Below are 12,532 nucleotides of genomic sequence, written 5' to 3'. Positions count from 1 at the left end.
CGCACATGACTCCTCCCGTGAGATCGCCCCGCCCATCCACGGACGCCACCGACGAGGACGGCGCCCTGCGGGTCCTGGTCACCGGCGCGACGGGATACGTCGGCTCCCGCCTCGTGCCCGAGCTGCTCGCCGCCGGCCACACCGTCGTCGCGGCGAGCCGCTCGGGGACGCAGAAGTTCCCGTGGGACGACGAGGTCGAGACCCGCGAGTTCGACATCGAGGACGACGACCTCGTCGCCAGCGCCGTCGACGGGGTCGACGCCGTCATCTACCTCGTGCACTCCATGGAGTCCGAGGACTTCGAGCGCAGGGATCGCCAGGCTGCCCAGCGGATGGCGTCGGCCTGCGAGCAGGCCGGTGTGCAGCGGATCGTCTACCTGTCGGGCCTGGTCCCGGACGGCCAGCTCTCCCCCCACCTTCGTTCGCGGTACGAGGTCGAGCAGGTCTTCCTCAACTGCGCGGTGCCCACGGTCGTGCTGCGCGCCGCGATGATCATCGGGGCCGGATCCACGTCCTACGAACTGTTGCGGCGACTGAGCCAGCGCGTCCCCCTCTTCACCCCGGTCCCGACCTGGATGCACAGCAAGGTCCAGCCCATCGCCATCGTGGATGTCCTCCACCTCGTCCGCCGGGCACTGACCGTCCAGCCGCCGCCGAACGACCACTTCGACGTGGGCGGTGAAGACGTCCTGGAGTACGTGGAGCTGCTGCGGCTCTTCGCCCAGGTCGCCCGCCTGCCGCGCGTGCAGGTCGAGGTCCCGGGACTGCCGAGCGCCGTGGTCGGTCGGATCAGTGCCCTGATCTCCGGGATGCAGTCGACCGAGGTCAACCACCTCATCGTGAGCCTGCGCCACGACATGGTGTGCGAGGACTACTCGGTCCGCGACGAGCTCCTGGAGCCGGGGTACGACTACGTGCCGATCGGCGAGGCACTGCAACGGGCACTGGACAGCTCCGGCCCGGCCGGGACCACGCGCGAGGGGGATGTCATGAGCGGGGCGCCCACCGACCCCCTCTGACCCCCCTTCGCCCGTAGGCCGGACACCGCGGGCTCGCGGGGTCAGGCGAGCCTGGCGCCGAGGTCGCGCAGGTACCCCGAGAAGCCACCGGCGACCCGGCCGCGCAGTCGCCCCGAGGTGAGGATCGTCGGACTCGCGGCCACGTTCGCGCCGGCGGCGACCACCGCCTCGACGAGCAGCACGTCCTCGTGCTCGGGCACGGGCGGGAACCCACCCGCCGCCTCGAAGGCCGACCAGCGCACCCCGAGGTCGCGCCGTGCACGTGGCGCGTCGGGTGGGTCGAGGGGTGCAAGCGCGCCCACTCCCGGTACGTGGCCTCGTCGAGGTCGCGGGGATCGGGCCGGGCCTGCCCCAGGACGAGGTCGGCGGTGAGCAGGGACGCGTCGTCGGGTCCGCGGCCGATGACCGTCGCCACGACCGACAGGGCGATGTCGTCGATCTGGCACGCGCCGTTGCCGGCCATGACGAGGTCGAAGAAGACGAAGACCCCGGCCCGCACTTCGGTGACGCCGGTGAGGTCCTGCGCGGCGTGAGCGGTCGGGGTCGAGCCGATGCTCACCACGGGCGCGGCGTGGCCGTCGGCGCGCAGCCGGTGCGCCGCCTCGACGCTCGCGCGCCGCTCCTCCTCGGCGGCCGGTGCCTGCGCAGCCCGCCCGATCGCGCCATAGGACTCGCCCGCGTGGGTCATCACGCCGCGCACCTGCGCGCCCCCGTCGGCCAGGGACCGGGCGATCTCGAGCAGCATCGGGTCGTCGGGGCGCACCCCGCCGCGGTGACCGTCGGCGTCGATCTCGATCAGGACCGGGATGCGCTCGTCGTGCTCGACCGCGTGGGCGAGCACCGCCTGGGCCTGAGCCGGCGTGTCGAGCAGGACGGTCAGGTCGACGCCGCGCCGGCGCAACCGCACGACGCGCTCGAGCTTGCTCGGCGCAATCCCGACCGCGTAGAGGATGTCGGTGTACCCGGCGTCGGCGAAGAACTCCGCCTCGGCCAGCGTCGAGACCGTGATCGGCCCCGTCCCACCGTCGAAGAGCATCGCGGTCGGCTCGAGCGCCTTGGTGGTCTTCACGTGCGGCCTCAGGGGAACGCCCAGACCGTCCAGGTGGGCCCGCAACCGCGCGATGTTGCGTTCCACCTTGGCGCGGTCGACCAGGGCGAAGGGGGTCTGTGCCGCAGTACTCATGGGGTCATGATGGTCGCCGGCGTCGCCGGCGTCGCCGGGGACCACCGGCACGGGGCCGCGACTCCTCGGCCGACCGGCTGCGGCGGACGAACGCGGCCGTGAGGACGCCGAGACCGATGGCGCCGGCCGCCGCGGTGAGCGCGTTGCGCAGCACGTGGTCCGGCTCGACGCCACGCATCGCCGCAGTGACCGCCTCGTCGAACCCGAGCAGACCGCGCTCGGGCTGTCCGGCGTACTCGTCCAGGTCCCACTCGCGACGCACGACCTCGTGGACGAGGCTGCCGACGAGAGGCTTGGCGACTCCGGCCTCCACCGGGGTGATGATCCCGACCCAGTGGCTGGCCAGCCACGGGGTGAGCACGGGCACGGGCAGGATGACCCGCCGGCGCAACCCGGTGACCGCGGCGAAGCGCTGGATCATCTGCTCGTAGGTCATCACCTCGGGCCCGCCGATGTCGAAGGTGCGGTTGACGTCCTGGGGCAGGCTCGCGGCCCCGACCAGATAGTGCAGGGCGTCGTCGACCGCGATCGGCTGGATCCGGTTGCGCAGCCACCGAGGGGCGACCATGACTGGCAACCGCTCGGTGAGGTAGCGCAGCATGTCGAAGGATGCCGACCCGTCGCCGAGGATTACCGCGGCCTGCAGCACCGCGGTCGGGACCGGACTGTCGAGGAGGACCTGACCGACCTCGACACGCGAGGCGAGGTGGACCGAGAGCTCGACGCCCTCGGGGTGCAGCCCGCCGAGGTAGACGATGCGGCCGACCCCTTCCGCGGACGCCGCCGCCGCGAAGCCCTGCGCGAGCTCACGGTCCCGCCGGGCCAGGTCCCCGCCTCCGTCCATCGAGTGCACGAGGTAGTAGGCGACGTCGACACCGCGCAGCGCCGTGCGCAGGTCCTGCCCGGAGGTGACATCGCCCTCGACGATCTCGATCCGGTCGGCCCACGGCTGGGAGTCCAGGCGCTGGGCCGAGCGGCTCAGTGCGCGCACGTTCCAGCCGGCATCGAGGAGCTCGGGCACGAGCAGGCCGCCGATGTAGCCGGTGGCGCCCGTGACCAGGACGGTCCCGCGGGAGGACGAGACGGCGGAGGGGGTAGGGGTCATGTGATCACCTGACGACGTCGAGAAGGGGTGGGAGGAGCAGGAGCATGGCGCTGGACCACAGGATGTGGGTGATGATCGGCGCGAGGACGCCACCGGTGACCCGGCGCTGGGCACCGGTGAGCACCCCCAGCAGCACGGCCGCGAAGGCCAGCATCAGGTTGCCGGTCAGGGCGGTGGCGGCGGCGTAGACGACGGTCGTGACGGCGATCGGGTGGCGTCGCCCGATGGCGGCGTAGAGGGCCCCGCGGAAGTACAGCTCCTCCCCGATGCCCGTCAGGACGGTGATCGCCCAGATGAGACCGAGCGTGCCGTAGCGCGCGTGGTCGAGCACGGCGTCGACCGGGCCGGCCAGCCACGGCACCCTGCCGACGACGACCGCGCCGGCGAGGAAGATGGCGATGGCCAGGGCGGCGAGGGCGACGGGTTGGACGACGGGTCGCACGAGCCGACCGTCGCGGGAGTGCGCCCAGCCCAAGTGCAGCGAACCGGCGATCAGTCCACCCACGGCCCAGACCGCGGCGAGCACGAGACCCCCGAGGTAGAAGAGGTCGTCGCCGGGCGGGATCCGGATCGTCAGACCGAGCACGACCGTGCCGACGACGAGCGTGACCCCGGCGATGACGCGTCGCCGACGGAAGAGCGCGTCGGGTTCACTGTGGTCACGCGGTACCGGCTCGACGAGCGCGGCGGCAGCGAAGTCCCGCAGCTCCTTGACCGGGTTGGTCACGGCGGCCTCCCGTGGGTGGACTGTGAATGCGTCGAGCCTCTCATGGCGTCCCTCGGCCAGGTCACCGCAGGACGGGTCACCGCTGCACGATGACCCGTCCTCGCCGAGCGCCAGCCCTGTTGACGAACCGCCCTCACGCAGCAGAGTGGGGGGATGACGAAGCGACGTGTCCTCATCACCGGTTCGACGGGCGGGGTCGGCACGATCCTGACCCAGCGCCTGCACGACGACTACGACCTCGTCGGGCACGCACGCGAACCCGACCCGGGCGCCGACCCGGTGGTCCGCGGGGCCGACCTGGTCGACTACGACGCGGTCCTGGCAGCCATGGACGGCATCGACACCGTCGTCCACCTGGCCGGGGTGGCACGGGTCGTCTTCGCCTCGTCCAATCACGCGATGGGCATGTACGACCGGCTCGAGCAGTGGCCGGTCTACCCTGGCACGCTCCCGCGTGCCGACTCGCTCTACGGGGTGTCCAAGGTCTTCGGCGAGACGCTCGGCCGGTACTACTTCGACGAGCACGGGCTGTCCTTCATCGCGTTGCGGATCGGCTGGGTCTGCGGTGACCCGACCCTCGTCGACACCGATCTCCTCCATGCCATGTGGCTGAGCGAGGACGACGCCGCACAGGTCGTGCGCTGCGCGATCGAGGCGGACATCGGCTTCGGCATCTACTACGCGATCTCCGACAACCTCAATCGCCGCTGGTCGATGACCAACACGACGCTCGAGCTCGGCTACCGACCCCGGGACTCGTGGTCGCACGAGGCACCCGCCGACGAGCCCGTCGTCGAGGGCGGCCGCGCCGTCGACGACTCCTGGCCGAAGGGGTCGTGACCCGGCCCTGACAGGATGACGCCATGTCCCGCATCACCTGTCCGCTCCTGAGCACGCGCGTCACGACAGCGGAGAGCGCGGTCGAGCACATCCGCCCCGGCGACAACGTCGGGATGAGCGGCTTCACCGGCGCCGGCTACCCCAAGGCGCTGCCGACGGCGCTGCACGACCGGATGGTCGCGGCCCACGCACGTGGTGAGGACTTCCGCATCGGGCTGTGGACCGGTGCGTCCACCGCACCCGACGCCGACGGTGTCCTCGCCGAGGCGAAGGGGGTCTCCTCCCGCCTGCCGTACAACTCGGACCCGACGATGCGTCGCCTCATCAACTCCGGCGAGGTGGACTACGTCGACGCGCACCTGAGCCACTCCGCCCAGCACATGTGGTTCGGTTTCTACGGCAACCTCGACGTCGCCGTTGTCGAGGTCACCGCAGTGCTGCCCAACGGCCTGCTCGTGCCGAGCAGCTCGGTGGGCAACAACAAGACATGGCTCGAGCAGGCCGACCGGGTGATCCTCGAGGTCAACCACTGGCAGCCGCGCGAGTTCGAGGGCTTCCACGACGTCTACTACGGCACCCAGCTGCCGCCGCACCGTCGCCCGATCCAGCTGACCGACCCGATGCAGCGCATCGGCGACCCCTACCTGCGGGTCGACCCGGCCAAGGTCGTGGCCGTCGTCGAGACCGACCGACCGGACCGCAACTCCCCCTTCAGCCCGCCCGACGAGACCTCGCGGGCGATCGCGGGTCACGTCGTCGACTTCCTCCGGCACGAGGTGAAGGCCGGGCGGATCCCCCCTTCGCTCCTGCCGTTGCAGTCCGGGGTCGGCAACGTCGCCAACGCCGTGCTCGCGGGGCTGGACGGCAGCGAGTTCACCGACCTCGTCGCCTTCACCGAGGTGCTCCAGGACGGACTGCTCGACCTCCTCGACAGCGGGACCGTGCGGGCCGCGTCGGCGACATCCTTCGGTCTCTCGGACGTCGGGGTCCGGCGCTTCCTCGACAACATCAGTGCGTACAAGGGGCGCATCCTGCTGCGCAGCGAGGAGATCTCCAACCACCCCGAGCTCGTCCGGCGCCTCGGCGTCATCGCGATGAACGGCATGATCGAGGCCGACATCTACGGCAACGTCAACTCCACCCACATCGCCGGCAGCCAGATCATGAACGGCATCGGCGGCAGCGGCGACTTCACCCGCAATGCCTTCCTCAACTTCTTCCTCACCCCGTCCACGGCGAAGGGCGGGAAGGTGTCCGCCATCGTCCCGATGGTCAGCCACGTCGACCACACCGAGCACGACGTGCAGGTCATCGTCAGCGAGCACGGGCTGGCCGACCTGCGGGGGCTCTCCCCGCGCAAGCGGGCGCCGCGGATCATCGAGCACTGCGCCGACCCGACCTTCCGTCCGGCGCTGCACGACTACCTCGAGCGGGCGCAGGCGGCGCGGCCGGGCGCCGTGCACACGCCGCACCTGCTCGGCGAGGCGCTGGCCTGGCACGAGCGCTTCCTCGAGACGGGGAGCATGCGCGAGGGGTGAGTGGGTCCGGCCCTTCGAGACGGCCGCGGGCGGCCTCCTCAGGGACCGGTGGGGGTGAGAGACTGCTGCCAGTGAGCAGTGTGTGGACCGCGCGGGGGATGCCCGCGCTGCTGGCGGCGACCTTCCTCGGCTTCAGCGGATTTTCCGTCCTCATGCCCGTCGTGCCCCTGTGGGTCGTGCGCGGTGGTGCGGACGAAGGGGGCGCCGGTCTCGTCAACGGCGTGCTGCTGCTCGTCACCGTCCTGACCCAGTTCACCGTCCCGGCGCTGCTGCGGCGCTTCGGCTGGGGGCCGACCCTGGCCGCCGGGCTGGTGCTGCTCGGCGCCCCGTCCCTGGGCCTGATCACCAGCGACGAGCTGTGGGCGGTCCTGGCCCTGTCCGCCGTGCGCGGCGTCGGCTTCGGCATCCTCACCGTCACCGGCAGCGCGGCCGTCGCCGAGCTGTCGACCCCCAAGACCCGCGGCAAGGCCGTGGGCGCCTACGGGCTGGCCGTCGCCGGGCCGCAGGTCGTCCTCCTGCCGCTCGGGTCGTGGGTGGCCGAGACGATCGGCTTCGCCTGGGTCTTCGTCGTCGGCGCCGTGCCCCTGCTCGGCGCGCCCGCCGCGCTCGCGCTCGGTCGGGTCCTCTCCCGGCTGCCGCACCCGTCGGCCGGGGACGAGGACGCCGGTGGCCCGAGCACGCCGCGGGTCGCGCTCACCCTGCTGCGGCCGATGGTCCTGCTCATGGGCGCGACGATCGCCGGCGGCGCCGTGCTGACCTTCGGGCCGCAGATGGTGCGCGACCCCGCGGTCGTCATCCCCACCCTCGCCCTCATGGAGCTCATGGCCGCGATCTTCCGCTGGTGGATCGGCGGCGTCGCGGACCGGCACGGTGCACAGCGGTTCGTCGCCCCCTTCGTCGTCCTCACGGTGCTCGGGGTCAGCGCTATCGCCTGGGCCGTCGACGAGCAGTCCGTGCCGCTGCTGCTCGTGGGTGCGCTCGTGCTCGGCAGCGCCTACGGCGCGCTGCAGAACCTCACGCTCGTGCTCTCCTTCGCCGCGGTCTCCCGCCGGCACGTGGGGCTCGCCAGCTCGATCTGGAATGTCGGCTACGACCTCGGCACCGCCATCGGCTCCATGCTCGTCGGTGCCATCGCGACGGCCTCGGACTTCCCCACGGCGCTGCTCGCCACGGCGATCTTTGCGCTCGTCACCCTGCCCCTGGCGGTGGCTTCGAGACGGTCGCGGGGCGACCTCCTCAGCCAGCGGTAAGGGAGGCGGAGGGCGCCGATCAGTGCCACTCTGGAGGGGTGAAGCGCACGCTCGCCCTGACCAGCGCCGCCGCGGTTCTCGCGGTCACCGCGGCGTCGGCCTCCGCCGCACCGACGACGGGAGCGGCGCCCCCTTCGGTCGTGACCGCCAGCCGGGCCGACCAGGTGCACGCGGCGATGACCCGGGACCAACGCATCGGGCAGCTCTTCATGGTGGCCACCCCCGCCGACTCGGTGTCCGCGGGCCTGCGCTCGGCCGTCAGCGAGCAGCACGTCGGCAACGTCATCCTCATGGGGCGCAGCACGAGCGGGGCCGACCACATCCGCTCGGTGACGACCTCGCTGCAGCGGCTCACCGAGCCCGCCGACGCGACGGCCGCGGTGCCGGCCTTCCTCTCCGCGGACCAGGAGGGCGGCAACGTGCAGGTGCTGCAGGGTTCCGGATTTTCGCGGATGCCGACGGCGCTCTCGCAGGGCACGCAGGCCACGTCGACCCTCCAGACCAATGCCGTGCGCTGGGGCACGCAGCTGTCGCGGGCGGGGGTCAACACCAACCTCGGGCCCGTGCTCGACACCGTCCCGTCGGCGTACAAGGCGACCAACGAGCCGATCGGTCGCTGGGACCGCGAGTACGGCGCCTACTCCGCCACCGTGACGACGAAGGGAGGTGCCGTGCGGGCCGGCATGTCGCGCGCCGGGGTCGCGACGACGGTCAAGCACTTCCCCGGTCTGGGGCGGGTCACGGGCAACACCGACACCACGAGCGGGGTCACCGACACCGTCACGACGAGCACGTCGGCACTGCTCACGCCCTTTTCCGACGCCGTGACGGCGGGGACCCCCTTCGTCATGATGTCGTCGGCCTCCTACTCGCGGATCGACTCCTCGCAGCCAGCGGTCTTCTCCCCCACCGTGATCCGCACGATCCTGCGGGAGCGGATGGGCTTCGACGGCGTCGTGATGACCGATGACGTCGGCAACGCGAAGCAGCTCGCGGCGTGGACTCCCGGGCAGCGGGCGACGAAGTTCATCGACGCCGGCGGCGACATGGTCCTCACCGCCCGGACCGACACGCTGCCGCAGATGGTCTCGGCGGTGCGCAGCCGGGCCGCGAGCGACGCGACCTTCCGGGCGAAGGTCGACGCCGCCTCCCTGCGGGTGCTGCGCGCCAAGGAGGCCGCCGGGATGCTCGGGACGCGGATGACGCCGACCGGCACCTTCAGCCCCTATCTCGTCGGGCGGATCCAGCGCTGGCTCGGCAAGCCCGAGACCCGCGTCTGGGACTCCGCGACGATCACGTCCCTCCAGTGGCGCATCGGGGCGACCACCTCGGGCCGCTGGGACCCCGCGTCGATTCGGACGCTGCAGGACTACCTCGGCATCAGTCGTGACGGGGCGACGCGGTGGACGCCGCGGACGACGGTGCAGCTGCAGCGGTACCTCAACACGCAGCTGTAGTCCCTTCGAGACGCTTGCAGAGCAAGCTCCTCAGGGACCGGGACGTCGGGGCGGGGAGTGCTCCCCCTCCCGTGGGCGGCCCTCTGCGTGAAAGGATCGCGCCAGACCAGCACCACGAAGGGGAATCGCCTTGAGCACAGGGGCACAGCAGTTCATGAACGCTGCCCGCCAGGTCGCGGGAGCGGCCGGCATGGGTGGCGCCGTCGACCAGGCGTTGGAGCAGGTGCAGCAGGGCACCGGCTTCGACCTCAATGCGCGGGACTTCCCTGCGGCCCGGGGCGAAGGGGGGTCCGCCGGCACCCGGATCAACGCGGAGCACGTCTCGCTCGACGACGCGGCCGAGGCGCTCAGCCGCAGCCGCTACGAGATGAGCCAGACCGGCCCGGTGCACGTCATCACCCCGATGGTCATGCCCAAGGGCGGCCGTCTGCGCGCCATGATCCCGGTCATCGCGCTCGTCCTCATCGGCATCGCCGGCGGGGTCGTGCTCATCCCCTTCGACCTGAGCTTCGGGGTCTTCGGGCCGCACTACTGGCTGCTCGTGCTCGTCGCCGCGGCCTTCCTCTGGTGGCGCCAGGGCATGGTCATGGTTCCCGAGGGCTGCACCGCGCTGATCTCGCGCTTCGGCAAGGTCGAGGCCGAGGTCGGTCCCGGCCGGGTGACGCTGTGGAACCCGTGGAAGCGCGTGTCCTACATCGTCAACACCACCCGCGAGTACCCCTTCAACGCGCCGATCCGCTCGGCACCGACGAAGTCGGGCGTGCAGGCGTCGGTCGACCTCTTCCTGCAGTTCCGCATCGTCAGCGCCCGTGAGTTCGTCTTCGTCCTCGGTGCCGTCCAGGGATTCCAGGACAAGCTCAACAACGCGATCTCGGAGACGACCCGCTCGCTCATCTACGAGCAGGAGGCCTCGGGCATCTACGACCTCGTCGGCGAGAGCACCGCGCGACTGCTCGAGCAGCTCAACGCGCAGTTCGCCCCCGCAGTCGAGCTGACGACGGCCAACATCACGCACGCGGAGCCGTCGGCGCAGGAGTACCGGATGGACCTCGCGGCGCCGGAGATGATCCGGGTCGCCAAGGAGGCCTACACCTATGACTACGAGCTGGGGCTGAAGAAGGAGCAGAACGAGGGTGACCTCAACAAGGACCTCGCCTCGCTCAACGAGAACCTCTCCGCCATCCAGGCCGACATCGCCCGCTACCAGGCGCAGATGGACACCGCCCTCGAGCGGGAGACCAACCGGGCCAACGCCGTCGCGCGCCAGCGCTTCGTCGAGTCGGAGTCCGAGGCCAATGCCAATGCCGCGCTGCTCGAGGCCCAGGCCCTCGACATCCGCGCACTGAGCGCGGCCCTCGCGCCGGAGATCCTCGACTACCGCTACCAGCAGGACATGCTCGACAAGATGGAGGGCGTCTCCGGGTCGCTGCCGCAGATCGTGCGCGTCGGCGAGGAGTCGGAGGGCGTCGACTACCTGCAGATCGCCCGCCAGCTCGTCGGCGGTCAAGGCGCCCAGCTCTTCACCGCCGAGGACATGGAGGCCATCCGCGCCCGCCAGGCCGACATCGCCGCCCGCGTCTCCGAGCGCGAGGCCGACATCGAGCAGCTGCTGCAGGTGCCCGAGGAGAGCGACGTCGAGATCCTTCCGGTCACCGAGTCCGACCTCGACGCCGAGGGCGCGCAGCGTCTCGACGAGATCCGGCAGTCCGTGACCGACGAGAGCGTCACCGAGGCCATCGGTGCCGTGCAGGAGGAGGCGACCCCGCCCCCTTCGGTCCCGGAGGACACCAACCCGCGGTCCGACCTGCAGGACGAAGGGGAGGACCCGCCGCCCCCGCCGCCGGGCCTGGCACCGCCCGCCCCGGGTGCCCCGCCGGTGCCGCCGGCACCCCGCGTGGCTCCGGCCCCGCGCGTCCAGGTGACCGACATGTCGACGGAGGGTGAGCGCAGTGAGTGACCAGATGATGGAGCAGGCGGTCCGCGCGGTGCGCGGCCAGGGCATGAGCTCGATCAAGGAGGTCGTCTCCGGGTGGGGCGACGTCGCGCGCTACCTGCGCGGTGGCGACTCCGGCTCGCTCGTACCGGTCGTCATCCCCAAGGACAAGCGCGGGATGCGCTGGACCTCCCTCGTGTGGTTCGGCGTGTGGGCACTGCTCAGCGGTGTCCTCCTCGCCGCGACCGACCACGGCGCCCTCGGCGGGCTGTCGATCTTCGTCGCGATCCTCGCCTTCATGCTGTCGGCCCTGTGGTGGTGGCGCAGCTCGATCATCGAGATCGAGGAGGGCACGGTCGGCGTGCTGACGAAGTTCGGCGCGATCACCGGCCCCGGTCTCTCCCCCGGCCGCCACTACCTGTGGCACCCGTGGGCGCGGGTCGCCTACGTCGTCGACGTGACGACCGAGATCCCTTACACCGCACCGGTGCTCAGCTCGCCGACGCACGAGAACGTGCCGCTGAAGTCGATCGAGTTCTTCCTGCGCTTCCGCATCGTCGACGCGATCCGCTTCGTCCAGACGATCGGCGCGGGCAACTTCGACCTCGTGCTGAGCAACTCGGTGCAGGACGCGATCCGGCAGCGCAGCCGCCAGGTGCGCACCGAGCAGGCCTACGACCTGCGCGGCAGCGACGTCAAGGACATGCAGGACCTGCTCAACCGCCAGCTGACCCGCTATGGCGTGCAGATCATGGGCTGCAACATCCCCGACGTGCAGCTGCCGGACCAGTACCGCGAGCACCTCGCGACGCGGGAGCGGGTGGCCAAGGAGCTCGTGGCCTACGAGAAGGAGTGGGAGCTGACGCGCAAGCGCCGCATCGACACCCTGCTGCTCGAGATCGAGCGGTCGAAGAAGGTGCGCGACGCCAAGGTCGTCGAGGTCCAGGCCTCGCTCAACAAGGCGCGCAAGGACGTCGCCCAGATGCTCGAGGAGCGCGAGACCGAGGCGCAGAAGGTGCGCTACGAGATCGAGACCCGCGCCCGCACCAACCTCGTTGCGGCACAGGGCGAGGCGAAGGCCCAGGAGCAGCTGGCCACCGCCTATCGCGACAACCGCGCGGTGCTCGGCTACGAGCTGGCCCGTCGTCGCCTCGACGTCGGCGCGACCCTCGCCGAGGACGCCCCGCGCCCGGTCATCGTGCACACCGACGCCGGTGCCGGGGACAGCTCAGCGCTGTCGACGCTGCTCATGGCCCAGCTGCTGCCGCAGCTGCAGTCCGGTGGTGGCGCCGCGCCGCGGGCTCCGCGGCAGGTCAGCGGGGCCGTCGGCCAAGCCGCGCAGCGGGCCGCCGAGGCCGTGCAGGAGCGCACCCAGGACTGAGGTCCGAGGCTGTGCGAAGGGGGCCGTCCCGGGAGACCGGGGCGGCCCCCTTCGTCGGCTATGCCGTTGCTCCAGAGCACGAGCCAGAACTCTGCAAGA

General features: G+C 71.4%; 10 protein-coding genes. 7 read left to right on the top strand and 3 right to left on the bottom strand.

The genetic code is table 11. The features are described 5' to 3' along the window. Positions 1–5: 5 nt before the first annotated feature. Positions 6–1,019, top strand: a complete 1,014-nt coding sequence (locus NMQ01_RS06355; protein WP_255186022.1) for an NAD(P)H-binding protein — start codon at positions 6–8, stop codon at positions 1,017–1,019. On the opposite strand, the gene NMQ01_RS06350 is transcribed toward NMQ01_RS06355, so the two are convergent. Genes NMQ01_RS06350 through NMQ01_RS06340 form a run of 3 tightly spaced genes read right to left on the bottom strand, consistent with a single transcriptional unit; the run spans position 988 to position 4,034 of the window. Then, positions 988–2,202 (bottom strand): alanine racemase, encoded by a 1,215-nt coding sequence (locus NMQ01_RS06350; protein WP_255186021.1) that lies wholly within the window; start codon positions 2,200–2,202, stop codon positions 988–990. The two genes, NMQ01_RS06355 and NMQ01_RS06350, sit on opposite strands and share 32 nt — an antisense overlap. A gap of 4 nt (positions 2,203–2,206) precedes the next feature. Continuing rightward, entirely contained in the window at positions 2,207–3,307 is a 1,101-nt protein-coding gene (locus tag NMQ01_RS06345; protein ID WP_255186020.1) for an NAD(P)H-binding protein, read from the bottom strand. Positions 3,308–3,311: 4 nt separating this feature from the next. Beyond that, complete coding sequence (locus NMQ01_RS06340) at positions 3,312–4,034, bottom strand: CPBP family intramembrane glutamic endopeptidase (RefSeq protein ID WP_255186019.1); 723 nt, start codon at positions 4,032–4,034, stop codon at positions 3,312–3,314. A gap of 153 nt (positions 4,035–4,187) precedes the next feature. Here NMQ01_RS06340 and NMQ01_RS06335 point away from each other — a divergent pair, with 153 nt between their 5' ends. From NMQ01_RS06335 to NMQ01_RS06310, 6 genes are all read left to right on the top strand, one after another. Beyond that, the gene (locus tag NMQ01_RS06335; protein WP_255186018.1) at positions 4,188–4,874 is read left to right on the top strand and encodes an NAD(P)-dependent oxidoreductase; all 687 of its coding nucleotides are present in this window, start codon (positions 4,188–4,190) and stop codon (positions 4,872–4,874) included. A 23-nt stretch (positions 4,875–4,897) separates the two neighbouring features. Beyond that, entirely contained in the window at positions 4,898–6,412 is a 1,515-nt protein-coding gene (locus tag NMQ01_RS06330; protein ID WP_255186017.1) for an acetyl-CoA hydrolase/transferase family protein, read from the top strand. Positions 6,413–6,483: 71 nt separating this feature from the next. Then, a complete protein-coding gene (locus NMQ01_RS06325; protein WP_255186016.1) occupies positions 6,484–7,662 on the top strand; it encodes an MFS transporter in 1,179 nt (392 codons plus the stop codon). A 38-nt stretch (positions 7,663–7,700) separates the two neighbouring features. Then, positions 7,701–9,119, top strand: a complete 1,419-nt coding sequence (locus NMQ01_RS06320) for a glycoside hydrolase family 3 N-terminal domain-containing protein (protein ID WP_255186015.1) — start codon at positions 7,701–7,703, stop codon at positions 9,117–9,119. 130 nt (positions 9,120–9,249) lie between these two features. Continuing rightward, a complete protein-coding gene (locus tag NMQ01_RS06315; RefSeq protein WP_255186014.1) occupies positions 9,250–11,076 on the top strand; it encodes an SPFH domain-containing protein in 1,827 nt (608 codons plus the stop codon). Continuing rightward, complete coding sequence (locus tag NMQ01_RS06310; RefSeq protein WP_255186013.1) at positions 11,069–12,433, top strand: SPFH domain-containing protein; 1,365 nt, start codon at positions 11,069–11,071, stop codon at positions 12,431–12,433. Before NMQ01_RS06315 ends, NMQ01_RS06310 begins: the two co-directional genes overlap by 8 nt. Positions 12,434–12,532 lie beyond the last annotated feature (99 nt).

It is taken from the genome of Janibacter sp. CX7 (assembly GCF_024362365.1).
Taxonomy (GTDB): Bacteria; Actinomycetota; Actinomycetes; order Actinomycetales; family Dermatophilaceae; genus Janibacter.
Note: the sequence above shows the minus strand (reverse complement) of the source record. Positions and strands in the feature narration are given on the sequence as shown.

Coding starts and splice junctions, on each gene's coding strand:
- NMQ01_RS06355 (WP_255186022.1), top strand. CDS start 6: ATGACTCCTCCCGTGAGATCGCCCCGCCCATCCACGGACGCCACCGAC.
- NMQ01_RS06335 (WP_255186018.1), top strand. CDS start 4,188: ATGACGAAGCGACGTGTCCTCATCACCGGTTCGACGGGCGGGGTCGGC.
- NMQ01_RS06350 (WP_255186021.1), bottom strand. CDS start 2,202: ATGAGTACTGCGGCACAGACCCCCTTCGCCCTGGTCGACCGCGCCAAG.
- NMQ01_RS06330 (WP_255186017.1), top strand. CDS start 4,898: ATGTCCCGCATCACCTGTCCGCTCCTGAGCACGCGCGTCACGACAGCG.
- NMQ01_RS06345 (WP_255186020.1), bottom strand. CDS start 3,307: ATGACCCCTACCCCCTCCGCCGTCTCGTCCTCCCGCGGGACCGTCCTG.